The sequence below is a fragment of the Streptomyces sp. NPDC057694 genome (assembly GCF_042799415.1).
In the GTDB taxonomy this organism is placed as follows: domain Bacteria; phylum Actinomycetota; class Actinomycetes; order Streptomycetales; family Streptomycetaceae; genus Streptomyces.
Genome location: NZ_JBHVIX010000013.1, coordinates 96940 through 121010 on the forward strand (window position 1 = coordinate 96940; position 24071 = coordinate 121010).

Annotated in this window: 18 protein-coding genes; 9 read left to right on the plus strand and 9 right to left on the minus strand. The window is 72.2% G+C overall.

The window, feature by feature from the left end; translation table 11 throughout:
• Positions 1 to 11: 11 nt before the first annotated feature.
• The 3 genes from ACFVDP_RS26080 to ACFVDP_RS26090 all read left to right on the plus strand — a co-directional run bounded on the left by ACFVDP_RS26080 (position 12) and on the right by ACFVDP_RS26090 (position 5294).
• A complete protein-coding gene (locus tag ACFVDP_RS26080; RefSeq protein WP_383494191.1) occupies positions 12 to 1448 on the plus strand; it encodes an FGGY-family carbohydrate kinase in 1437 nt (478 codons plus the stop codon).
• Positions 1449 to 1626: 178 nt separating this feature from the next.
• Complete coding sequence (locus tag ACFVDP_RS26085; RefSeq protein WP_383494194.1) at positions 1627 to 3366, plus strand: ABC transporter ATP-binding protein; 1740 nt, start codon at positions 1627 to 1629, stop codon at positions 3364 to 3366.
• Positions 3366 to 5294, plus strand: coding sequence for an ABC transporter ATP-binding protein (locus ACFVDP_RS26090; RefSeq protein ID WP_383494196.1), 1929 nt, complete (start codon positions 3366 to 3368; stop codon positions 5292 to 5294). Before ACFVDP_RS26085 ends, ACFVDP_RS26090 begins: the two co-directional genes overlap by 1 nt.
• Before the next feature lie 111 nt (positions 5295 to 5405).
• On the opposite strand, the gene ACFVDP_RS26095 is transcribed toward ACFVDP_RS26090, so the two are convergent.
• The 5 genes from ACFVDP_RS26095 to ACFVDP_RS26115 form a co-directional block, all read right to left on the minus strand.
• Positions 5406 to 6722: an RNA polymerase sigma factor gene (locus tag ACFVDP_RS26095; protein ID WP_383494199.1), complete on the minus strand. Its 1317-nt coding sequence runs from the start codon at positions 6720 to 6722 to the stop codon at positions 5406 to 5408.
• 454 nt (positions 6723 to 7176) lie between these two features.
• A complete protein-coding gene (dnaG, locus tag ACFVDP_RS26100; RefSeq protein WP_383494202.1) occupies positions 7177 to 9075 on the minus strand; it encodes a DNA primase in 1899 nt (632 codons plus the stop codon).
• A 45-nt stretch (positions 9076 to 9120) separates the two neighbouring features.
• Positions 9121 to 10386, minus strand: coding sequence for an NAD(P)/FAD-dependent oxidoreductase (locus ACFVDP_RS26105; RefSeq protein WP_383494205.1), 1266 nt, complete (start codon positions 10384 to 10386; stop codon positions 9121 to 9123).
• Positions 10387 to 10591: 205 nt separating this feature from the next.
• Positions 10592 to 11878 carry a deoxyguanosinetriphosphate triphosphohydrolase gene (locus ACFVDP_RS26110; RefSeq protein WP_383494208.1) on the minus strand — a complete coding sequence of 429 codons (1287 nt, stop codon included), beginning with the start codon at positions 11876 to 11878 and terminating at the stop codon, positions 10592 to 10594.
• 73 nt (positions 11879 to 11951) lie between these two features.
• Positions 11952 to 12767 (minus strand): sirohydrochlorin chelatase, encoded by an 816-nt coding sequence (locus ACFVDP_RS26115; protein WP_383494571.1) that lies wholly within the window; start codon positions 12765 to 12767, stop codon positions 11952 to 11954.
• Between the two features lie 325 nt (positions 12768 to 13092).
• Between ACFVDP_RS26115 and ACFVDP_RS26120 the strand changes: the two genes are divergently transcribed.
• Complete coding sequence (locus ACFVDP_RS26120) at positions 13093 to 13764, plus strand: vancomycin high temperature exclusion protein (protein WP_383494211.1); 672 nt, start codon at positions 13093 to 13095, stop codon at positions 13762 to 13764.
• Positions 13765 to 14226: 462 nt separating this feature from the next.
• On the opposite strand, the gene cutA is transcribed toward ACFVDP_RS26120, so the two are convergent.
• On the minus strand, positions 14227 to 14562 hold the full coding sequence (gene cutA / locus ACFVDP_RS26125) for a divalent-cation tolerance protein CutA (RefSeq protein WP_383494214.1): 336 nt from the start codon (positions 14560 to 14562) through the stop codon (positions 14227 to 14229).
• A 113-nt stretch (positions 14563 to 14675) separates the two neighbouring features.
• Between cutA and ACFVDP_RS26130 the strand changes: the two genes are divergently transcribed.
• The 3 genes from ACFVDP_RS26130 to ACFVDP_RS26140 all read left to right on the plus strand — a co-directional run bounded on the left by ACFVDP_RS26130 (position 14676) and on the right by ACFVDP_RS26140 (position 17955).
• On the plus strand, positions 14676 to 16313 hold the full coding sequence (locus tag ACFVDP_RS26130) for a M4 family metallopeptidase (RefSeq protein ID WP_383494217.1): 1638 nt from the start codon (positions 14676 to 14678) through the stop codon (positions 16311 to 16313).
• 253 nt (positions 16314 to 16566) lie between these two features.
• Positions 16567 to 17088: a hypothetical protein gene (locus ACFVDP_RS26135; RefSeq protein WP_383494220.1), complete on the plus strand. Its 522-nt coding sequence runs from the start codon at positions 16567 to 16569 to the stop codon at positions 17086 to 17088.
• A 165-nt stretch (positions 17089 to 17253) separates the two neighbouring features.
• On the plus strand, positions 17254 to 17955 hold the full coding sequence (locus ACFVDP_RS26140; protein WP_383494223.1) for a class F sortase: 702 nt from the start codon (positions 17254 to 17256) through the stop codon (positions 17953 to 17955).
• A 46-nt stretch (positions 17956 to 18001) separates the two neighbouring features.
• Here ACFVDP_RS26140 and ACFVDP_RS26145 read toward each other — a convergent pair whose 3' ends face one another.
• From ACFVDP_RS26145 to ACFVDP_RS26155, 3 genes are read right to left on the minus strand one after another with little or no spacing between them, the layout of a single operon-like run.
• Positions 18002 to 18787, minus strand: coding sequence for a sulfite exporter TauE/SafE family protein (locus ACFVDP_RS26145; protein WP_383494226.1), 786 nt, complete (start codon positions 18785 to 18787; stop codon positions 18002 to 18004).
• A gap of 10 nt (positions 18788 to 18797) precedes the next feature.
• A complete protein-coding gene (locus ACFVDP_RS26150) occupies positions 18798 to 19034 on the minus strand; it encodes a hypothetical protein (RefSeq protein WP_383494229.1) in 237 nt (78 codons plus the stop codon).
• Between the two features lie 20 nt (positions 19035 to 19054).
• Positions 19055 to 20509 carry a ferric reductase-like transmembrane domain-containing protein gene (locus tag ACFVDP_RS26155; protein WP_383494574.1) on the minus strand — a complete coding sequence of 485 codons (1455 nt, stop codon included), beginning with the start codon at positions 20507 to 20509 and terminating at the stop codon, positions 19055 to 19057.
• Between the two features lie 601 nt (positions 20510 to 21110).
• On the opposite strand from ACFVDP_RS26155, the gene nirB reads away from it, so the two are divergent.
• Both nirB and nirD read left to right on the plus strand, forming a co-directional pair.
• Positions 21111 to 23663 carry a nitrite reductase large subunit NirB gene (nirB, locus tag ACFVDP_RS26160; protein ID WP_383494232.1) on the plus strand — a complete coding sequence of 851 codons (2553 nt, stop codon included), beginning with the start codon at positions 21111 to 21113 and terminating at the stop codon, positions 23661 to 23663.
• Positions 23660 to 24022 (plus strand): nitrite reductase small subunit NirD, encoded by a 363-nt coding sequence (nirD, locus tag ACFVDP_RS26165; RefSeq protein WP_383494235.1) that lies wholly within the window; start codon positions 23660 to 23662, stop codon positions 24020 to 24022. The genes nirB and nirD overlap by 4 nt, the downstream gene beginning before the upstream one ends.
• Positions 24023 to 24071 lie beyond the last annotated feature (49 nt).

Consider the following 24071-nt stretch of genomic DNA (forward strand, 5'->3'; position numbering starts at 1 on the left):
GACTTTCCGGCATGGGGATAGTCGCCGGGCTGGACAGTTCGCCCGATTTCACGCGCATTGTCGTTTGTGACGCGGACACCGGAGCCGTGCTCCGGCAGGGGTACGCACCCCATCCGCTGGAGACCGCGGAGGGCGGCGGACGGCCCAGCGACGTCGATCCCCAGGCCTGGCTGCTCTCGCTCGGCGAGGCGGCCGGCGGCGGGCTCCTGGAGGGCGTGCAGGCCATCGGCGTGTCGTCGCAGCAGAACGCGCTGGTCCCGCTGGACTCGCAGGGCAACACCGTGCGCCCGGCGCTGGTGGGCGCCGACAAGCGGGCGCAGGTGGCGGCCGCGGACCTGATCGACCGGCTCGGCTCGCGCGAGGCGTGGGCCGAGGCGGTGGGCTGTGTGCCGCAGTCCGCGCAGCCGGTCACCAAGCTGCGCTGGCTGGCGCGGACCGAGCCGGAGAACGCGCAGCAGGTGGCGTTCCTCATGCAGGCGCACGACTGGCTGGTGTGGCAGCTGCTCGGCCGGCCGGCCCGGCGGACCACCGACCGCGGCGGGGCCTCGGGTACGGGCTACTGGTCCGCGGCCACCGACTCCTGGCGGCCCGACCTCGTGGAGCTCGCGCTCGGGCAGCGGGCCGCGCTGCCGGAGGTGCTCGGCCCCGGCGACGCCGCGGGGACGACCCCGGAGGGGCTGATCATCTCGGCCGGCACCGGGGAGACCATGGCCGCCGCGTTCGGGCTCGGCGTCTCCGCCGGCGACGCCGTGGTCTCGCTCGGCGCGTCCGGGTCGGTGATGGCCGTGCACCACGAGGCGCTGGTGGACTCCAGCGGCTCCATCACCTCACTGGCCGACGCGACCGGACTGCACCTGCCGGTGGTGCACACGCTGAACGCGGTGCGCACGCTGCGCGGCACGACGGAGATGCTGGGCCTCGACGGAGGGCTCGAGGAGCTGTCCGAGCTGGCCATGAAGTCGACGCCGGGCGCCCACGGACTCGTACTCCTGCCCTATCTGGAGGGCGAGAAGACGCCGAATCTGCCGCACACGGCGGGCACCCTGAGCGGGCTCAGGCGTGAGTCGATGAAGCCCGAGCATCTGGCGCGGGCCGCCTTCGAGGGCATGCTGTGCGGGCTCGCCGACGCCCTGGACGTGCTGCGCGGGCGCGGGGTCGAGGTGCGGCGGGTGTTCCTGCTCGGGGCGGCCGCCGAGCTGCACGCCGTGCAGGCCGTGGCGCCGATGCTGTTCGGCACGCAGGTCGTGGTGCCGCAGCCCGCCGACTACGCGGCGATCGGCGCCGCCCGGCAGGCCGCCTGGGCGATGAGCGGCCGGTTGCCGATGTGGCAGGGCGCGGCCACCCAGGTCTTCGAGCCGGGCGACGAGCTGCCCGTGGGGCAGGCGGTGCGCCAGCAGTTCCGGGCGGTGCGCGAGCAGATCCATCCCGGGGCGTTCGCACAGCCGTAGCAGCGTGACCGACAGGTGGCCTGTACGTGGCCGGTCTTTGAGCACTCTTGGGTTAATCGGTTGAGGTAACGCGGGTGGAGTGTCCGACGATAGGGGTCCATGCGTCTTCGTTCCGGCGGGGCGCTTCCCTCTCCCCAACCGCTCTCATCCCAGATCGCCGACCACCGAGAGACAGAGCGTGCTCATACAACTCCTGCGGACCTATCTCGGTCCGTACAAGAAACCGATCGGGCTGCTGGTCCTCCTGCAGTTCCTGCAGACCTGTGCCTCCCTGTATCTGCCCACTCTGAACGCGGACATCATTGACAACGGTGTCGTCGACGGCGACACCGGCTACATCCTCACGTTCGGCGCCCTGATGCTGGGCGTCACGGTCGTCCAGGTCGTCTGCAACACCGGCGCCGTGTACTTCGGCGCCCGCACCGCCGCCGCGCTCGGCCGCGACGTGCGGGCCGGTGTCTTCGACCGGGTGCAGTCCTTCTCGGCCCGCGAGGTCGGCCACTTCGGGGCGCCCTCGCTGATCACCCGCACCACGAACGACGTGCAGCAGATCCAGATGCTGGTGCTGATGGGCTTCACGCTGATGGTGTCCGCGCCCATCATGTGCGTCGGCGGTGTGATCCTGGCCCTGGGCCTCGACGTGCCGCTGTCGGGTGTGCTGCTCGCCGTGCTGCCCGTCATGGCGATCGTGCTGACGCTGATCATCCGCAGGATGCGCCCGCTGTTCCGGTCCATGCAGGTCAAGCTGGACACCGTGAACCGGGTGCTGCGCGAGCAGATCACCGGCAACCGCGTGATCCGCGCCTTCGTGCGGGACGACTTCGAGAAGGACCGGTTCGGCGAGGCCAACTGGGACCTGACCAAGACCTCGCTGGCCACCGGCCGGATCATGGCACTGATGTTCCCGTTCGTGATGACGATCGTGAACGTCGCCTCCATCGCCGTCGTCTGGTTCGGCGCCCACCGGATCAACAGCGGCGGGATGCAGATCGGCGATCTGACGGCGTTCCTCGCGTATCTCATGCAGATCGTGATGAGCGTGATGATGGCCACCTTCATGTTCATGCAGGTGCCGCGCGCCGAGGTGTGCGCGGAGCGGGTGCGCGAGGTGCTCGACACCGAGTCCAGCGTCGTCCCGCCGGCCGCCGACACGTCCGTACGGGAACTGCGCCGGCGCGGGCACCTGGAGATCCGCGGCGCCGAGTTCGGCTACCCGGGCGCCGAGGAGCCGGTGCTGCGGTCGGTGGACCTGGTGGCGCGCCCCGGCGAGACCACGGCGATCATCGGCTCGACCGGCAGCGGCAAGTCGACGCTGCTCGGCCTGGTCCCCCGGCTGTACGACACCACGGCGGGTGTCGTGTACGTGGACGGCGAGGACGTCCGCGGGATCGACCCCGAGCTGATGGCCCGGACGGTCGGACTGGTCCCGCAGAAGCCCTATCTGTTCTCCGGGACGGTCGCCTCCAACCTCCGGTACGGGCGTCCCGACGCGACCGACGACGAGCTGTGGCACGCCCTGGAGGTGGCGCAGGCCAAGGAGTTCGTCAGCAGGCTGGAGGGCGGGCTCGACGCGCCCGTCGCCCAGGGCGGGACGAACGTCTCCGGTGGCCAGCGCCAGCGGCTCGCCATCGCGCGCACGCTCGTACAGGGCCCGGAGATCTATCTCTTCGACGACTCGTTCTCCGCGCTCGACTACGCCACCGACGCGGCGCTGCGCCGGGCGCTCGGCGACGAGACCGCCGAGTCGACCGTGGTGATCGTCGCCCAGCGCGTGGCCACCATCCGCGACGCCGACCGGATCATCGTCCTCGACGAGGGCCGGGTCGTCGGCACCGGACGCCATCACGAGCTGATGGCCGACAACGAGACGTACCGGGAGATCGTTCTCTCCCAGCTGACGGAAGCGGAGGCCGCCTGATGAGCGGGCCGATGGCGGCGCGGATGGCGGCCGGTGCGCCCGGTTCGCGCTCGATGGACTTCAAGGTGTCCGGCAAACGGCTGCTGAAGCGGCTGGCCGCCCACCGCGCGTCGGTGGCGGCCGTCCTGGTCGCGGTGGTGATCAGCGTCGGCCTGTCGGTGATCGGGCCGAAGATCCTCGGTCACGCCACCGACCTGCTGTTCGGCGGGATCATCGGCGGGCAGACGCCGGCCGGGCAGACCAAGGAACAGGTCATCGAGGGCCTGCGGGCCAAGGGTGACGGCGGTATGGCCGACATGCTCGGCAGCGTCGACTTCACGCCCGGCCAGGGCGTGGACTTCGACAAGATCGGGCAGGTGCTGCTGATCGGGCTCGCGGTGTTCGCCTGCGCGGGCCTGGCGATGATGATCGGCACCCGGCTCGCCAACCGGGCGATCAACCTGGCCGTGGCCAAGCTCCGCACGGACATGCAGGCCAAGCTGTCGCGGCTGCCGCTGTCGTACTACGACAAGCAGAAGCGCGGCGAGGTGCTGAGCCGGGCGACCAACGACATCGACAACATAGGGCAGACGCTCCAGCAGACGATGGGGCAGATGCTCAACTCGCTGCTGACCATCATCGGCGTCCTGACCATGATGTTCTGGATCTCGTGGCTGCTCGCGCTGGTCGCGCTCGTCACGGTGCCGCTGTCGGTGCTCGTCGCGGCGAAGGTCGGCAAGCGGTCGCAGCCGCAGTTCGTGCAGCAGTGGAAGACCACCGGCCGGCTGAACGCGCACGTCGAGGAGATGTACACCGGCCACACGCTGGTAAAGGTGTTCGGGCGGCAGAAGGAGTCGGCGGAGCTGTTCGCCGAGCAGAACGAGGCGCTGTACGAGGCCGCGTTCAAGGCGCAGTTCAACAGCGGCATCATGCAGCCGCTGATGTTCTTCATCTCGAACCTGAACTATGTGCTGGTCGCCGTGGTCGGCGGTCTGCGGGTGGCCTCCGGCACCCTGTCGATCGGTGACGTACAGGCGTTCATCCAGTACTCGCGCCAGTTCTCGATGCCGCTGACGCAGGTCGCGTCGATGGCGAACCTGGTGCAGTCCGGGGTCGCGTCCGCCGAGCGGATCTTCGAACTGCTCGACGCCGAGGAGCAGTCGCCCGACCCGACGGTCGGCGAGAAGCCGCAGAACCTGCGCGGGCACGTCGAGTTCGAGCACGTCGCCTTCCGCTACGAGGAGGACAAGCCGCTCATCGAGGACCTGTCGCTCACCGCGGAACCGGGCCACACCGTGGCCATCGTGGGGCCGACGGGCGCGGGCAAGACCACGCTCGTCAACCTGCTGCTGCGCTTCTACGACGTCAGCGGCGGACGCATCACCCTCGACGGCGTCGACATCGCGAAGATGTCCCGCGACGACCTGCGGGCCGGGATCGGCATGGTGCTCCAGGACACCTGGCTGTTCGGCGGCAGCATCGCGGAGAACATCGCGTACGGCGCCGCCAAGTCCACGTCCCGCGAGGACGTCGAGGAGGCGGCGAAGGCCGCGCACGCCGACCGGTTCATCCGGACGCTGCCCGACGGCTACGACACTGTGATCGACGACGAGGGCACCGGTGTCAGCGCCGGTGAGAAGCAGCTCATCACCATCGCGCGGGCGTTCCTGTCCGACCCGGTGATCCTGGTCCTCGACGAGGCGACCTCCTCCGTCGACACCCGGACCGAGGTACTGATCCAGAAGGCCATGGCGCGGCTCGCCTCGGGCCGTACGTCGTTCGTCATCGCGCACCGTCTGTCGACGATCCGCGATGCCGACACGATTCTGGTCATGGAGAACGGGGCCATCGTCGAGCAGGGCTCGCACGAGGCGCTGGTCGCCTCCGGCGGGGCTTATCAGCGGTTGTACGAGGCCCAGTTCGCGCAGGCCGTGGCCGAGGTGGACTAGTCGCCGTAGGGGTGTGGGGTGCCGCGTCGGGTGCCGGTCGTACGTGGCTGGTCGCGCCCACGCGGCGGAGCCGCATATCGGCACTGCCCCGCGCCCCTGCGGGGCGCCTCCTCAGTCCAGGTAGCCGCGGAGTTGGTCGGCGAAGGCGTGGTCCCTCAGTTTGTTCAGGGTTTTTGATTCGATCTGGCGGATGCGTTCGCGGGTGACGCCGAAGATGCGGCCGATCTCCTCCAGGGTGCGGGGGCGGCCGTCGGCGAGGCCGTAGCGGAGCTGGACCACCTTGCGTTCGCGTTCGCCGAGGGTGGAGAGGACCGCCTCCAGGTGTTCGCGCAGGAGGAGGAAGGCCGCCGACTCCACGGGGCTCGTCGCGTCGCCGTCCTCGATCAGGTCGCCGAGCGCGACATCGTCCTCCTCGCCGACCGGGGCGTGCAGCGAGACCGGTTCCTGGGCCAGGCGCAGGACTTCGCTGACGCGCTCGGGGGCCAGGTCGAGGTGGGCGGCCACCTCTTCGGGGGTGGGCTCGTAGCCGCGCTCCTGGAGCATGCGGCGCTGGACGCGGACGACCCGGTTGATCAGCTCGACGACGTGGACCGGGACCCGGATGGTGCGTGCCTGGTCGGCGAGGGCGCGGCTCATCGCCTGCCGGATCCACCAGGTCGCGTACGTCGAGAACTTGTAGCCGCGGGCGTAGTCGAACTTCTCGACCGCGCGGATCAGGCCGAGGTTTCCCTCCTGGACCAGGTCGAGCATGGTCAGGCCGCGGCCGACGTAGCGCTTGGCCACGGAGACGACCAGGCGCAGGTTCGCCTCGATCAGGCGGCGCTTGGCCATCCGGCCCATGACGACCAGCTTGTCCAGGTCGAGGGCGAGTTGGGAGTCGAGATCGGGCGCCCTGGTGAGCCGCTCCTCGGCGAACAGGCCCGCTTCCACGCGCCGGGCCAGGTCCACTTCCTCGGCCGCGGTGAGCAGCGGGATGCGGCCGATCTCGCGCAGGTACTGGCGGAAGAGGTCGGACGACGGGCCGCTGGTGTCGGCGCGGGCGGCGCGTACCGGTTCGGGCGGCTCCACGGTCCCGGCGGGCTCGCTCTCCGGCGACTCCGTGGGGTCCGGGGGCTCCGTGGACTCGGACGCCGGGGGTTCGTCCGACTCGGGGTGGTGCGTGACGCGGCTCTGTGGCGGCACCGTGGCGAGGACGTCGGTGTCCTCCGCGGTATCGGGATCGGACAGGGCCTGCGCTGTGCTGTCGCTCTGGGTGAGGGTCTGGGTCTGCACGGGGGCGACCTCCAAGGTGATCGCTTCTGAGGCGTGCGGCAGGGGGGCGGCAGCGGCAGCCACGCCGCTGTCCGTCCCGTACGCGATGAGCGGAACCGCGGGGGTTTCGGACCCTTTGCTGTCCGGGCTCCGGCCGCGCTCCGAGGACTCAGGCACCGCCACCCAGTGTGGAGTACGACACAGTGCCGCCACGAGGGGCGTGCGATGACTTTTTGAGTCCGGTGCGTGACCGCTCGGTTACCGAGCTGTACGGGTACCCGGGCTTCCCGTCCCCGAACGGGGGCAAACGGCGCGCGTTGGCGCCGGGGGTAGTGCGGGCTGCTGTCCGCCCCGCCAGGGCACTGTGAGCGCGGGCTACTACCAGCCCCGCCAGGGACGCTGTGGGCGCGGGCTACTACCAGCCCCGCCAGGGGCGCGGGGAACTGCGCGACCAGCCCCCACCGGGGCCACACCCGCGAACGGCGCTGAACTGGCCGCCCAATAGGCGCTCACCCCGCGCCGTGGGTGCCGCCTTGCCCACCCTGCCGCCCCAGGCGGCAGATTGCCCAAGGCGGCGGAGGCGGCGGCGGGGTTGGCGGCCGGCAGGTCGCCCGAGGCGGGCGAAGCCCAGTCAGAGCGCGTCGGCGCCGCGCTCGCGGAGGGCCTGGTCGTACTGTTGGAGGACCCACAACTCGTTCTGGACCGTTACCAGTTGGGCCGGGTCGCCCGCGGAGTGGAGGCGGGTGAAGGTGCCCTGGACGTCGCGGATGCGCCGCTCGACGGCGCGGCGGCGCACGGCGACGAGCTGCATGTCGGCGTAGGTCTGGTCGACGGTCTTGCGGTGGATCGCCTCGACGGCCAGCTCGGTGACCATCGCGCGCACCGCGTCGTCGGGCGCGGCCTCACGGACCGCGACGAGATAGGCGTGCGAGTCGTGTACCCCTTGCTCGGCGCCACCGGCGTCCAGGATCGCGGCGCGCACGGCGGCGTACGGCGCGGCGGTGAATTCGTCGACCCCGTACGCGTCGAACGTCGGGGAGACCAGGTCCGGGTTCTGCAGCGCCAGCTTGAGCAGCTCCCGCTCGGTGGTGAACACCGGGTTGCGCAGGGTGAGCGCGGGTCCGCCGAAGGCGTGCTGCGCGGCGCCGAGCGGCGCGGACTGCGGGGAGCTGGCCGGCGCCGGCCCCTTGCCGCCCCGGTCGCGGGCCCAACGAGCCAGCTGCGCCACCCGCTTGACGACGAACTGGGTGTCGAGGATGCCGAGCATGCCGGCCAGCTGGACGGCGACCTCGTGCTGGGAGGCGCTGTTCTTGATGCGGGCGACGACGGGCGCCGCCTCGTCGAGCGCGGCGGCGCGGCCCGCCGGGGTCTCCAGGGCGTAGCGCGCGACGATCTGGCGGAGCGCGAACTCGAAGAGCGGGGTGCGGGGCTGGACGAGGTCGGAGACCGCGTCGTCGCCCTTGGCCAGGCGCAGGTCGCACGGGTCCATGTTGTCCGGCGCGATCGCGATGTAGGTCTCGGCGGCGAACTTCTGGTCGTCCTCGAAGGCGCGCAGGGCGGCCTTCTGCCCGGCGGCGTCGCCGTCGAAGGTGAAGATCACGCGCGCCGAGCCGTTGTCCATCAGGAGGCGGCGGAGGATCTTGATGTGGTCGCCGCCGAACGCCGTGCCGCAGGTGGCGATGGCGGTGGTGACGCCCGCGAGGTGGCAGGCCATGACGTCGGTGTAGCCCTCGACGACGACGGCGTGGGAGGACTTGGCGATGTCCTTCTTCGCCAAGTCGATGCCGTAGAGGACCTGCGACTTCTTGTAGATCGGCGTCTCGGGCGTGTTCAGGTACTTCGGGCCGTTGTCGTCGTCGCGCAGGCGGCGGGCGCCGAAGCCGACGACCTCGCCGCCGATGTCGCGGATCGGCCACATCAGCCGGCCGCGGAAGCGGTCGATGGGGCCGCGGCGGCCTTCCTGGGAGAGCCCGGAGAGGGTCAGCTCCTTGTCGCTGAAGCCCTTGCCCCGCAGGAAGCGGGTCAGGTGGTCCCAGCCCGCCGGGCTGTAGCCGACGCCGAAGTGCGCGGCGGCGGCCTGGTCGAAGCCGCGCTCGGCGAGGAACTTCCGGCCGATCTCGGCTTCCGGGGACTCCAGCTGATCGACGTAGAACTGTGCGGCGACCTTGTGCGCCTCGACCAGGCGGATGCGCTCGCCGCGCTGGTGGGTGGGGTTGTACCCGCCCTCCTCGTAGCGCAGCGTGATGCCCGCCTGGCCGGCCAGGCGCTCGACCGCCTCCGAGAAGGAGAGGTGGTCGATCTTCATCACGAACGTGATGGTGTCGCCGCCCTCCTGGCAGCCGAAGCAGTGGAAGAACCCCTTGCTCGGACTGACCTGGAAGGACGGTGACTTCTCGTCGTGGAAGGGGCACAGGCCCTTCAGGTTCCCGCCGCCCGCGTTGCGCAGTTGCAGGTACTCGGACACCACGGCGTCGATCGGGACCGCGTCCCGAACCGCCTTCACGTCCTCGTCATTGATCCTGCCAGCCACGCGGCAAGTCTACGGTCCCCCACCGACACTCCCGTCCCCCCGCCGTCACTCCTCCAGAAGATCACCGAGCGGGACGCTCGGGTCCGACAGGCGCTCCGTGTCGGGCCTGGCGCCGGTGCGGATGAGCTGCTGGATCGGGTCCGTGACGTCCCACACATTCACGTTCATCCCCGCGAGGACCTGGCCGTCGCGCAGCCAGAAGGCGATGAACTCGCGCTTGCCCGCGTCGCCGCGGATGATCACCTGGTCGTAGCTGCCCGGGGGCGCCCAGCCCGAGTACTCCAGGCCCAGGTCGTACTGGTCGGAGAAGAAGTAGGGCACCCGGTCGTACGTCTCGTCGCGGCCGAGCATGGCGCGGGCCGCGGCCGGGCCGCCGTTCAGCGCGTTCGCCCAGTGCTCCACGCGCAGACGCCGGGAGTAGAGCGGGTGCTGGAGGGCGGCCACGTCGCCGGCCGCGAAGATGTCGGGGTCCGAGGTGCGCAGGTCCGCGTCGACCGCGATGCCGCCGCCGTGCTCGCGGTCGACCAGGTCCAGGCCCGCGGACTCGGCGAGCGCGGTGCGCGGGGCCGCGCCGATCGCGGCCAGCACGTCGTGCGCCGGGTGCTCCTCGCCGTCGTCGGTGAGCGCGGCGAGGACCATGCCGTCGTGGCCGGTGATCTCGGTGAGCCGGGCGCCGAAGTGGAAGCGGACGCCGTGGTCGCTGTGGAGCTCGGTGAAGATCTGGCCGATCTCGGGGCCGAGGACGGAGTGCAGCGGGGTGGCCTCCGGCTCGACGACGGTGACCTCGGCGCCGTACTCGCGCGCGGCGGCGGCGATCTCCAGGCCGATCCAGCCGGCGCCGGCGATCACCAGGTGTCCGTTGTCCCGGCCGAGGGAGGCCAGGACGTGCTTCAGGCGCTCGGCGTGGGCGAGGCGGCGCAGGTGGTGGACGCCCGCGAGGTCGGTGCCGGGGATGTCGAGGCGGCGCGGCTCGGCGCCGGTGGCCAGCAGGAGCTTGTCGTAGCGGATGAGGGTCGCGTCGCCGAGCCGGACCGTCTTCGCCGCGCGGTCGACGGCGGTCACCGTCTGGCCGAGGTGCAGCTCGATGTCGTGACTCGCGTACCAGGCCGGTTCATGGACGAAGACGCTGTCCCGCTCCTCCTTGCCCTGCAGATAGCCCTTGGACAAGGGCGGACGCTCGTACGGGTGGTCCCGTTCGTCCCCGATGAGGATCACTCGGCCGGTGAAGCCCTCCGAGCGGAGTGTCTCGGCGGCCTTCGCGCCGGCGAGCCCTCCTCCGACGATGACGAACGTCTGGTCCGCGTCGACCACTTGATGCCTCCTCGTTGCGCTGCCGTCATATGCGAGCGTCCCGCACGGAGCGTGATGGGGGAAGGGGGCGTGGCCCTATCGGGGCATGCCCCCACTTACTTTTGCCTACTCGCCGTAGCCGGATCGCTTGTACGGCGGGTGCTGGTTGTGGGTGGTTGCTCGCGCTCACGCGGCGGAGCCGCACATCGATACAGCCCCGCGCCCCTTACGGGGCGCCTTGCGTCAGCCGTGCGTGCAATGTGCGGGCTGATGCGTCTGTGAGGGAGGCGATCTGGTCGACGATGACGCGCTTTTTCGTGCGGTCGTCGGGGGCGTCGTCGAACAGGGCGCGGAACTGGGGGTCGAGGCCGTCGGGCGCGCGGGCGGTCAGGACCTCGGCCAGCTCGGCGACCACGATCCGCTGGTCGGCGCGGAGCCGCTCCTGCTGCGGGCGCTGCATCACGTACCGGTCGGCGACCGCCTTGAGCACGGCGCACTCGTACCGGGCGGCGCGCGGGACGACCAGCTCGGCGTCGTACCGGGTGAGGCGCCCCGTGCCGTACCGCGCCCGGGTCGCGCCCTCGGCCGCCAGGCAGAACCGGCCGATGAGCTGGCTCGTGGCGTCCTTGAGGCGGGCCTGGGCGACCGCCGTGCCGTCGTAGCCGTGCGGCCACCACTCCTGGTCGAGGAGGCGGTCGAGGGCGGCGGCCAGCTCGGCGGGGTCGGTGTCCGCGGGGACGTAGCGTCCGATGGCGACCGCGAAGATGTCGGCTCTCTCCTGCTCGGAGTGGAGCACGATCGGGTCCAGGTGGCCGGCGTGCAGTCCGTCCTCGATGTCGTGCACCGAGTACGCGACGTCGTCCGCCCAGTCCATGACCTGCGCCTCGAAGCAGGTGCGGCGGCCCGGCGACGCCTTGCGCACCCAGTCGAAGACGGGCCGGTCGTCCTCGTAGACCCCGAATTTCCCCGAGTGCGGGTCGGTGGGGTGCTCGCCGCGCGGCCACGGGTACTTGGTCGCCGCGTCGAGCGCGGCCCTCGTCAGGTTCAGTCCTACGCTGATCAGCTCGCCCGAGCCCTCGGCGCGGACGAAGCGCTTGGGCTCGATGCGGGTGAGGAGACGCAGCGACTGGGCGTTCCCCTCGAAGCCGCCGCAGTCCTCGGCCACTTCATTGAGCGCCTGCTCGCCGTTGTGCCCGAAGGGCGGGTGGCCCAGGTCGTGGGAGAGGCAGGCGGTCTCGACGAGGTCCGGGTCGCAGCCGAGCGCCGCGCCCAGCTCCCGGCCGACCTGGGCGCACTCCAGGGAGTGGGTCAGGCGGGTGCGCGGGCTGGCGTCCCAATGGCGGCTCGTGGTCCCCGGGGTGACGACCTGTGTCTTGCCCGCGAGGCGGCGCAGCGCCGCCGAGTGCAGGACCCGGGCCCGGTCGCGCTGGAACGCGGTGCGGCCCGGGCGCTTGTCGGGCTCGGGGGCCCAGCGCCCGGTCGCGTCCCCGTCGTACGTCTCGCTGCCTTCCATGCACTGACAGTAGACGCAGGCACTGACAAAAGGGCAGTTGGCGAAGGGGCCACCGGCGAAGGGGGCGGTGTGTTCAGGCCGACGCGAGGTACGGGGTGCGGGCGGTCCCGGACGTCGCGAGCGCGCTGTCGTAGCGGTGCAGGACGAGGCGGGCCATCGCCGGGTGGGTGCCGAGCGGGGCCGCGGCGATCCCCTGGCCGGGGGCGAGCGCTGCGGCGGACTCGTCGGCGAAGCGGCCGGGCGCGGTGAAGTAGGAGGCGACGGCGATCCGGTCACGGCCGCGTGCGGTGAGGGCGCGGACGGCCGTGGCCACGTCGGGCGCGGCCGCGGAGGCGTAGGCGGGGACGACGGGGACGCCGAGGCGCCGGGCGAGGAGGTCGGCGGTGCGGCGGGTGTCGACGGCGGCCTGCGGGGCGCGGGATCCGGCGGCGGCGAGGACGACTCCGGTGCGGCGGCGCTCGCGCTCGGGCAGCGGCCCTTCGGGCCAGCCCGCCTCCGTGAGCCGGTCGTGCAGCGCGTCGACGAGCAGCGGGTGCGGGCCGAGCGGGGCGGCGACCCGGGTGAGGAGATGGCCGGCGGCGTCGGCCGCGGCGGGTATGTCCCGCTTGACGTGGTGGCCGCGGGACAGCAGCAGGGGTACCAGGACGGCGCGGCCCGCGGGCAGGGCGGCGAGGGTGTCGTCGAGCAGCGGCGCGTTCAGCTCGATGTGGCCGAGGCGGACGGTCAGCGCGGGGCGCAGCTCGCGGATCCGTTCCACCAGCTCGGTGACGGTGGCGAGGGCGCCCGGGTTGCGGCTGCCGTGCGCCACCAGCACCAGGGCCGGGGGGCGGGGGCGCTCGCGCAGGGGGCGGCGGTTGCTGAGCTGGGTGCCGAGTTGATTGCTGATCATGGTGAGGAGTCCCGCTGTGCTGTCCAGGTCCGCCGCGGGGGCGGGACCTGTGGTGGTGGCGAGTTCTGTGGTGGCGGCGAGCTCTGTGGTGCCTTCAGCTTCCCTCGTGCCGTCGAGTTCTGTCGTGCGGGGATGGTGGGTGCCGTACGACTTGTCCGTCATGGAGCGATCCTGCCGGAGCGGGGTTGCCGGGCTGTTGCGGGGTGGTGACGGGTGGTTGCACGGGGTTCACCGTGCGGTACCGGGCGCGGTGAGCGTGAACCGCGGGGGCCGCGGCGGCGTCCTCTGCCTGCGAGAGCCGCTGTCTGCCCGGAGGTCACTTCTGATGCGCCTGCCCCGCCCGCGTCTGCCCCGTACCCGCCAGGAACAGCGGCGGACGGTGCAGGTGGTGATGGCGCTGTGCGTGCTGGCGCTGCTGCCTGCGACCTGGCTGTTCACGACGTCGGACGATCGGCTGCGGTCGGTGGCGGACGTGCCCCGTACCGATGTGGCGGTGGTGTTCGGCGCCGGGCTGTGGAACGGGGAGCCGTCGCCGTATCTCGCCCATCGCCTCGACGCGGCGGCCGAGCTGTACCGCTCCGGGCGGGTCCGGGTGCTGCTCGTCACCGGGGACAACAGTCGCGCCGAGTACGACGAGCCCGACGCCATGCGTACGTATCTGACCCGGCACGGGGTTCCGTCGCGGGCCGTCGTCAGTGACTACGCCGGGTTCGACACGTGGGACTCGTGCGTGCGCGCCAAGAAGATCTTCGGGGTCGACCGGGCCGTGCTGGTCACTCAGGGGTTTCATGTGCGGCGGGCCGTGGCTCTGTGCGAGGCGGCGGGGGTTTCTTCCTACGGGGTCGGGGTTGATGAGGTGCATGATGTGACCTGGTATGCCGGGGGTGCGCGGGAGGTTCTGGCCGCGACCAAGGCGCTTGCGGACGCGGCGTTCCGCCCCGATCCGCATTTCCTGGGGCGCCAGGAGAACGGGGTTCGTGCGGCGCTGGGCCGTTGACCTTGCCGCTCGCCTGCGGCCCGGTGGGGGCCGGCCCCGGGTTGTCGGTCGGCTGACGGCCGGTGGGGGCTGGCCCCGGGTTGTCGGTTGAGTGCGGGCCGGTGGCCGCTTCTCGCGCAGTTCCCCGCGCCCCTGAGGCAGGCGCTTCGCGCCGCCTCCCCCAGAGGCTGCGCTCCGCGCGCCTCCACCGGGGGCAAGGGGCGCGCCTCCACCCAAGACGAGGGGCGCGCCTCCACCGGAGGCAAGGGCCGCACCTCCACCCGGGACAAGGGCCGCACCTCCACCCGGGGCAGGGCCGCACCTCCGCCTTGGGCAGGTGGCGCGCCTCCCCGATGGAGATAGCGCACGCAGTGCGCATCTCCAGGGGCGCGGGGAACTGCGCGACCAGCCCCCACCGGCCCGCACCCGACCGACAACCCGAAAAGGGGCGCGGGGAACTGCGCGATCGACCCCGGCCAACCGTCAGTCGACCTCCGTCTCGACCCACCCCAAATAATCGGCAGACCCCCGAACCACCGGCAAAGCCACGATCTCGGGCACCGCGTACCCGTGATGCTCCCTCAGCCACGCCTCCAGCTCGGCATACCGCGCGACGGTCGTCTTCAGCAGGACCTGCCACTCGCGCGCCGTCTCCACGGCCCCCTCCCACCGGTACACGGACGTGACCGGCGCACTGATCTGCGCGCACGCGGCCAGGCGGGCCTCCACGGCGCCGCGGGCCAGGGACTCGGCGCGGTCGGCGTCGTCGGTCGTGGTCAGGACGGCCAGCACTGAGCCGGCGGATTCGGGATTCGGCATGCGGCCATTGTGCTTTCACAGCTCCGGCACATCGACACCCTGGACGGCAGTTGTCATGACCGCTTAAAACTGAAACGCCATCAGCGAGTCGCCGCCCTCCGCAGAGGAGACCGATGAGACCCACCGCCGCACTGGCCATGACGGCCACGGCCGCAGCCACCCTGCTCGTCGCGACCCTGTCCCCCACCGCGCACGCCACGGCCGTCACGGACACCCCGCGCCCCACCCGCGCCGAGGCCGTCGCCCACGCCGCGACCGCCCTGGCCGACCACGCGGACATCCTCTCCCTGACGAAGGCCCAGGACACCTCCGTACGGGACGTGATCGTCGACAAGGACGGCACCCAGCACGTCCGCTACGACCGCACCTACCGTCAGCTCCCGGTGCTCGGCGGCGACTTCGTCGTCCATCTCGGGCCCGACGGCGGCTACGAGAGCGCCGACCGGGCGACGCGGGGCACGCCGAGCGTCCCCAGCGTCACCCCGAAGATCGCCGCCCCGCGCGCGGCCGACCTGGCCGCCGACGCGCTGCGCTCCGCGAACCCGGGGGCGGCCCTGCGCAGCCTCACGGCCCGCCCGGAACTCGTCGTGGACGCGGCCCACGGCTCCCCCGCCCTCGCCTGGCGCACCAATGCCGTGGCGCAGGACTCGCTGGGCAACCCCGTCGCCCGTACCGTCCTCACCGACGCCGTCACCGGTCGGCAGATCGACGCGTGGGACAGCATCGAGACGGTGACCGGAGACGGCCGCTCCCTCTACTCGGGCACGGTCCCGCTGGAGACGACCGGGCAGGGAACCTCGTACCAGCTCAAGGACGCCACCCGCGGCGGCACGTACACGGGCGACGCGCAGAACAAGACCGACCTGTGCATCCTCGGCATCTGCCTCAGCCGCGCCCCCGCGACGCTCTTCACCGACGCCGACAACCACTGGGGCACCGGCACGACGGCGGACCGCGCCTCGGCCGCCGTCGACGCGCAGTACGGCACGGACCAGACCTGGGACTACTACCGCCAGGTCCACGGGCGCAACGGCATAGCGGGCGACGGCAAGGGCTCGTACAACCGCGTCCACTACGGCAGCGACTACAACAACGCCTTCTGGGACGACAGTTGCTTCTGCATGACGTACGGGGACGGCGACGGAAGCACCTTCGGGCCGCTGGTCGCGCTCGACGTGGCGGGACACGAGATGTCGCACGGCGTGACCTCGTCGACGGCCGCGCTCGCCTACTCGGGTGAGAGCGGCGGGCTGAACGAAGCCACCTCCGACGTATTCGGCACCCTGGTCGAGTTCCACGCGGCCAACACCGCCGACCCCGGCGACTGGCTCATCGGCGAGAAGATCGTCAAACCCGGGTTCGGGAAGGCGGCACTGCGCTTCATGGACCAGCCGAGCAAGGACGGGAACTCGGCGGACTGCTGGAGTTCGGGCGTCGGGAATCTCGATGTGCACTACTCCTCCGGCGTCGCGAACCACTTCGCGTACCTGCTCGCCGAGGGCAGCGGCCCGAAGGTGATCGGCGGGGTCCGGCACAACGGCACCACCTGCGACGGCTCGTCCCTGACCGGGATCGGCAAGGACAGGCTCGGGGCCGTCTGGTACCGGGCCCTGACGGTCTATATGACGTCGTCGACGAAGTACGCGGGTGCTCGCACCGCGACGCTGAGCGCGGCGAAGGATCTCTACGGGGCGGGCAGCACGGAGTACGCGGCCGTGGCCGCCGCCTGGTCGGCGGTGTCCGTGAACTGACGCTCCGCCAATCCCGTCGGCGGCGCCCGGTGGGCGATCGGATCACCCGGTCGCACGCCGGGCGCCGCCTTTCGGGCAATTCTTCTCCGACACGCCGATGACCTGCTGGAACGTTGCCGTCACACCGTCAGCAACACGCCCCGAAACGCCTTTCTGACGGCATATCAGGAGGCGCGGCGGTGCGACTGCCACTTACCTCGTGCTTGCAGGGCGCGTCCGCCGCCCGAGCTGGACGCACAAGGAGCAAGCAACGATGCGCACAGGCAGACCGCTGACCGCCGTCGCGTTCGCCGTCGCCCTCACCGGGCTCGCGGTCGTCCCCGCGGCTGCCTCGCAGGGCGGCCTCGAGGTCTATCCGGCGACCACGGCACCGGGAGGCACGGTCACCGTGGACACCACGGCCTGCGGCGCGCAGGGGACGGCCTCGGGCGACGCCAGCGCGGTCGGCGCGGGCACCTTCACCCTCGCGCCGAAGGCCGCGGACGCCGATTCCGCGGGCCGCTTCACCGTCCCGGCGTCCGCGCAGCCGGGCACGTACGAGATCGTCGCGCGCTGCTCCGGCGGCACCCTGGTCACCGGCGATCTGATCGTGTCCCTCGCCGGGGCGGGCGGCTCGCCGGGCGCCCAGATGCCCCGAGGGCACGTAGAGACGGGGGTCGGCGGCGCGCTCGGTCCCGACCCCGTGCAGACCGCGGCGGGTGTGGCGGCGCTGGCCGTCGCCGCCGCGGGCGGTACCTGGCTCCTGCATCGCCGGGCGAGAGGCGATGGGATCTGACGGACGGCTCCGACGGTCCGCGCGGGCTCCCTCCGCCGCCCGCGCGCCCGTCCTCGACCCCGTCCGTCGTCCACCGGTACCGCCACCTCCCCGCCCCTCCGGCCGCGCCCCCTCGCGGACCGGAGGGGCCGGGGCAGGCCGCGTCAGGAGTGTTCAGGAGTCGTCATGCGTCGCCTGCGCGATCTCGCCGACCGCCGTGCCCGCCACCGCCGGGCCGGTCACGGCAACCGCGTCGAACCCGTCACCCGTGTCAACCCGGTCAACGCGGCCATAGGGGCGGTCACCGCGCTCGCCCTGTGCGCGGGCGGCTGGCTCCTGGCCAGCGGCTCCGAGGGGCATCCGCCGCCGCAGCCGTCCGCGGCGCAGGCCCGTGGCGGCACCGCGCGGGAGGCGCCCGGGGCCGCCCCGATGTCCCCGTCGCCGCCCGACCGTGTCCGCATCCCCTCGATCCACGTGGACGCCCCGCTGATGGGCCTCGGCCTGAACCGCGCGGGCAGCCTGGACGTCCCGCCGCCGCGGAAGAAGAACCTCGCGGGCTGGTACGAGGCCGGCACCCGGCCCGGCGAACGCGGCACGGCGGTCGTCGCCGGCCATGTCGACAACGCCGACGGCCCCGCCGTCTTCTACGACCTCGGCGCCCTCACCCGGGGCCGCACCATCGAGATCGACCGCCGCGACGGTTCGGTGGCGGTGTTCACGGTCGACGCCGTCGAGGTCTACGAGGCGGACGCCTTCCCCGACGAGAAGGTGTACGGGGCGGCCGCGCGGCCCGAGCTGCGGGTGATCACGTGCGGCGGGCCGTACTCGCGGCGCACCGGCTACCAGGGGAACGTCGTGGTCTTCGCCCACCTGACGGGAAGCCGCTGAGCCCCGGCTCCCCGGCCTTGAGGCGCTCAGGCCCGTCTTGAGGTTCTCAGGCGATCCACTGCTCGTACGCCATCTTCACCACCAGCGCGCACACCACCGTCAGCAGCACGATCCGGACGAACCCGGCGCCGCGCTTCAGCGCCGTGTGCGCGCCGACCATGCCGCCCGCCAGGTTGAACACGGCCATCAGCGCCGCCAGTTGCCAGTACACCGTGCCCTTCCAGGCGAACATCGCGAGCGCGCCCGCGTTGGTGCAGCAGTTGACGATCTTGGCGGTGGCGGAGGCGGTCACCAGATCGAGGTGGAGGATCGCGGTGAGGGCGAGCACCAGGAAGGTGCCGGTGCCCGGGCCGATCAGGCCGTCGTAGAAGCCGATGCCGAGGCCCGCGAAGCCGATCGCGGCCAGGATCCGGCGGGCGGAGGCGGGGGCCGCGGACGGGGCCGTGCCGAACGACGGGCGGAAGATGACGAAGGCGCCGACCGCGACCAGGACCACCATCACGATCGGCTTGAGGACGTCCGTGCTCAGTCCGGCCGCGAGCGCCGCCCCGCCCGTCGAGCCCGCGAGCGCCGCGAGGCCGATGCGGACCGCGAGGCGTACGTCGACGGGGGCCTTGCGGGCGTAGGTCACGGCGGCGCCGGTGGTGCCGACGATGGCGACGGCCTTGTTGGTGCCGAGCGCGTACGGGCCGGCGTGCGCGGCGTTGGGCAGGCCGAGCAGCAGCGCGGGGAGCAGCAGCAGTCCGCCGCCGCCCACCACCGCGTCGACCCAGCCGGCCGCGAGTGCGGCGAGGCACAGGACAACGGTGGTGGTCAGGGATATGTCAGGCATGATCGCGAGCCTATGGACGAGATACGTGTGCCGTCCACGAATGACTGGCGAGTTGAGGGTCTTCTGAGCTTGCCGTCCCGGATCGCGGGACGGCCCGGTCGGGGGCGGGCGGCGCGGCCGGGTCGACGGTCAGGGCGATGCAGGCGGCGACCAGGGCGCTGGCCGAGGCGAGCCCGGCGGTGAGTCTGCGGCGGGCCTGGACGGTGGGGACGTGGGTGGTGCGGGCGGGTCTGCTGTGGCGGCCCATGGGGCGGTTCTCCGGCTCTTTCAGTACGTGAAGGACTCGGCGTGGACGCGGTCCTCGGGGACACCCGCGCGGGCGAGGGCTCTCGTCGCGGCGGCCGTCATGCCGGGTGGGCCGCACAAGTAGACGTCGTGGTCGGCCAGTTCGGGCACGAGGTTGCGCAGGGCCTGCGGGGCGAGCGGGTCGAAGGCGGCGTCGGAGGGGCCGAGGAGGTAGTGCAGGGCGGCCCCGCGGGTGCGGGCGATGGACTCCAGCTCCTCGCACAGCACGAGCCGTTCGGCGTTGCTCGCGCGGTAGAGGAGCGTGATGTCGCCCGGACCGCCCGGCAGCGTCTCGAACAGGGCACGCAGCGGCGTGATGCCCACTCCCCCGGCGAGCAGCAGCACCTTGCGGCGGGTGCGCCGGTGGGCGGTGAGCGCGCCGAAGGGGCCGGTGGCGACGACGCGTACGCCCCGGCGCAGCCTGCGCACGCGTCGGGTGTGGGCGCCGACGGCCTGCACGGTGATGCGGATGTGGTCGCCGTCGACGGGCGCGGACAGCGAGAACGGCAGCGCCGTGTGCCACAGCCGCCGGGTGAGGAACCGCCAGCGCAGGAACTGTCCCGGTTCGGCGTGCAGCAGTCCCAGGTCGCGGCCGCGCATGACGACGGAGACGACACCGGGGGCCTCGACGCGTACGTCGACGACGCGCAGGCCGTGGCGGAGCGCCTGCCGCGCCGGGACGACCAGCCGGTACCAGACGAGCAGGACGGCGACGGTGGCGTGCAGCAGCGACCACAGGCCGAGACCGGCCGGGCTGTACGCGATGTCGGGCCCGGCCAGCTGGTGCGCGAAGGCCAGGCCCGCGGCGACGTACGTGAGCAGGTGCAGGCCCTGCCAGGTGCCGTGTCCGACGCGGCGGCGGACGGCGCGGGCGCTGCTCACGCCGACCGTGACGAGGATCAGCGTGCCGGCCGCGGCGGCGGCGATCCCCGGGTAGCCGAGCAGGTCCGTGGCCGTGGTGACCAGGTCGGTGCCGGTGTGCGCGGCGTAGCCGAGCAGGGCGAGGACGACGTGGGCGGCGCAGAGCGTGAGGACGTGGCGGCCGCCGCGGGCGTGGTGGCGGGCCAGGCGGTCGGCGCCGACGCCGTGCTCGACCGCGGGGACCCGGGCCATCAGGAAGAGCATGACGAGGATCCCGTACCCGGCGAGCAGTCCCGTCAGGTGCGCGCCGCCCGCGAACAGCACGTCCAGGCGCGGGGACGGGGTGGCCTGGGCGGCCCACAGCACGGTCACGGCTCCGGCGCCGGTGGCTATTCCCGCGCGCAGGGCGTTCGGGGTGACGCGCAGGGGGGTGGCGGGGCGGATGCGCGGGGCTTTCCTGGGGAGTGGCGGGATCAGCGGGGTCCGCGCCGGGCCCTCCGTCTGCCTCCGGTAGGCCGACAGGGCGGGGTAGCGGGTGAGTTCGGGTTCGACGGCCTCGGTGGTCACGCCCGGCACACTAGGCGCCGCCGGCCCGGAAATTCGGCTGGTCAGCACCGCCGGGGAGATCCTTAAGGTCCCCTTCAGGAGGGCCTGAACACGGGTTAAGCGATACGGTCCGTCAGCGGGTGCAGGTCGCGTCGTGGCTGGCCGCGCAGTTCCCCGCGCCCCTGAAGGGTTGACCTTCACCTGACGGCCGGTGGCCGCTTCTCGCGCAGTTCCCCGCGCCCCTGAGGCAGGCGCTTCGCGCCGCCTCCCCTTGAGGCTGCGCTTCGCGCGCCTCTGATGAGGGGCGGGGCACGCCTCTCCTGAAGGGTAGGGGTGCGCCTCTGATGGGGGGCGCGCCCATGATGAGATGCCGCACGAAGTGCGCATCTCAGGGGCGCGGGGAACTGCGCGAGAAGCGGCCACCGGCCCGCACCCGACCGACAACCCGAAAAGGGGCGCGGGGAACTGCGCGACCAGCCACGACGCACCCCGCAAAGGCCCTCACACCGTCCGAACCACCCCGCTGAGCCCACCGTTCCCCCGCCGAAACTGACGGGACGCCCCCGAGAAACCTCCACCCCGCACGCTGCGGAGCAGGCATCGCACCGCACCCACGACGGAGGCCTCTGACATGGCGCCAGACTCGGCCGACACGGCACAGCCCACCCTCGTTCTCGTCGGCCACGGCATGGTCGGCCAGCGCTTCCTCGAAGCGGCCGCCGAGCGCGGGCTCACCGCCTCGCACCGCGTGGTCGTGCTGTGCGAGGAGCCCCGGCCGGCCTACGACCGCGTCCATCTGACCTCCTACTTCTCGGGCACGACGCCCGAGGAGCTGTCCATGACGGACCCGGAGTTCATCGAGCGGCACGGCATCGAGCTGCATGTCGGGGACCCGGCCGAGGCCGTCGACCGGGCGGCGCGGACCGTGCGCGCCCGCTCCGGCCTGACGCTCACGTACGACACGCTCGTCCTCGCCACCGGCTCCTACCCCTTCGTGCCGCCGGTGCCCGGCAAGGACGCCACCGGCTGCTTCGTGTACCGGACCATCGAGGACCTGTACGCGATCGAGGAGTACGCGAAGAGCAGCGCCACGGTCGGCGCCGTGGTCGGCGGCGGCCTGCTCGGCCTGGAGGCCGCGGGCGCCCTCCAGGGGCTCGGCCTCGCGACCCACATCGTGGAGTTCGCGCCCCGGCTGATGCCCGTACAGGTCGACGAGGGCGGCGGCGCGGCCCTCCTGCGGACCATCGGCGACATGGGACTCGACGTGCACACCGGGGTCGGCACGCAGGAGGTCGTGGCGGGCGCGGACGGCCGGGTCACCGGCATGAGGCTGTCGGACGGCCGGGAACTCGCCACCGATCTCGTGGTCTTCTCCGCCGGGGTCCGCCCGCGCGACCAGCTCGCCCGCGACATGGGCCTGTCGGTGGGTGAGCGCGGCGGCATCGCCGTCGACGAGCAGTGCCGCACCAGCGACCCGGACGTCTACGCGATCGGCGAGTGCGCGCTGGCGAGCGACGGCCGGGTGTACGGGCTGGTCGCCCCCGGCTACGAGATGGCGCTCACCGCCGCCGACGCCATCGTCTCCGGCACCTCCCTGACCGCCTTCACCGGCGCCGATCTCTCCACCAAGCTGAAGCTGCTCGGCGTGGACGTGGCCTCCTTCGGCGACGCGCACGGCACGACCGACGGCTGTCTCGACGTCGTCTACGCGGACGCGCGCTCGGGCACGTACAAGAAGCTCGTCATCGGCGGCGAGGGGCAGTTGCTCGGCGGGATCCTGGTGGGCGACGCGGAGGCGTACGGCACGCTGCGGGCGCTCACCGGCACGGTGCCGCCGGTCGCCCCCGAGTCGCTGGTGCTCCCGGCGGGTTCCGGCGGGGCCGCGCAGCTCGGTCCCGAGGCGCTGCCCGACGACGCCGTCGTCTGCTCCTGCCACAACGTCACCAAGGGTTCGATCCTCGCGCACACCACCCTGCCCGAGGTGAAGAAGTGCACCAAGGCCGGTACGGGCTGCGGCAGTTGCGTCAAGCTGATCGGGCAGCTGCTGCCGAAGAGCGGTGACGGCGGACTGTGCGGCTGCTTCGAGCACACCCGCCAGGAGCTGTACGAGATCGTGCGCGTCCGGCGGATCACCACCTTCGCCCAACTGCTCGACGAGCACGGGCGCGCGGCGGCGCGCGGCGGTGACGGCTGCGAGATCTGCAAGCCCACGGTCGGTTCGGTCATCGCCTCGCTCGCGCCCGCGATCGGCGCGGACGGCCATGTCCTGGACGGCGAGCAGGCCGCGCTCCAGGACACCAACGACCACTTCCTCGCGAACCTCCAGAGGAACGGCTCGTACTCGGTCGTGCCGCGCATCCCCGGCGGCGAGATCACCCCGGAGAAGCTCATCGTGATCGGCGAGGTCGCCCGCGACTTCGGCCTCTACACGAAGATCACGGGCGGCCAGCGGATCGACCTCTTCGGCGCCCGGGTGGAGCAACTGCCGATGATCTGGGCGCGGTTGGTGGACGCGGGCTTCGAGTCGGGGCACGCGTACGGCAAGTCGCTGCGCACCGTGAAGTCGTGCGTGGGGCAGACCTGGTGCCGCTACGGCGTGCAGGACAGCGTGCGGATGGCGATCGATCTGGAGCTGCGCTACCGGGGCCTGCGCTCCCCGCACAAGCTGAAGTCGGCCGTCTCCGGGTGCGCCCGCGAGTGCGCCGAGGCCCAGTCGAAGGACTTCGGCGTGATCGCCACCGCCAACGGCTGGAACCTGTACGTGGGCGGCAACGGCGGCATGACACCCCGTCACGCCGACCTGCTCGCGCAGGACTTGAGCGACGCCGAGCTGATCCGGCTGATCGACCGCTTCCTGATGTTCTACATCCGCACCGCCGACCGCCTGGAGCGCACCTCGGTCTGGCTGGAGCGCGTCGAGGGCGGCCTGGACCATGTGCGGGACGTCGTCGTGCACGACTCGCTCGGCATCTGCGACGAGCTGGAGGCCCTGATGCGGGCCCACGTCGAGCACTACCGCGACGAATGGTCGGACACGCTCGACGACCCCGAGCGGCTGAGCCGCTTCGTGTCCTTCGTGAACGCCCCCGGGACACCCGACCCGACGATCCGCTTCGTGCCCGAGCGCGACCAGATCAAGCCCGAACTGCCGCTGATCCCCCTGGAAGGACTGACTCTGCGATGACCACGGCTCCGATCGCCCCCGAGAAGACGACCGTCACGGTCCAACTGGACTTCGAGGAGGCCTGGCTGACGGTGTGTGAACTGGCCCGGCTCACGCCGGGGCGCGGTGTCGCGGCCCTGCTGCCGGACGGCCGGCAGGCGGCGGTGTTCCTGGACCGCTCCGGCCGGCTGCACGCCATCGACAACACCGATCCGTTCACCGGCGCGGCCGTGCTGTCGCGCGGGCTGCTCGGCTCGGCGCAGGGCCGCCCGTTCGTGGCGTCGCCCCTGCTGAAGCAGCGCTTCGACCTGGAGACGGGGCGCTGCCTGGACGACGACGGGGTCGCGGTGCGGGCGTACGCGGTGCGCACCGGCGCCTGACCGGAGGACAGTTGAGCAGTTGATCAGTTGACCGCTCGTTCCAGAAACC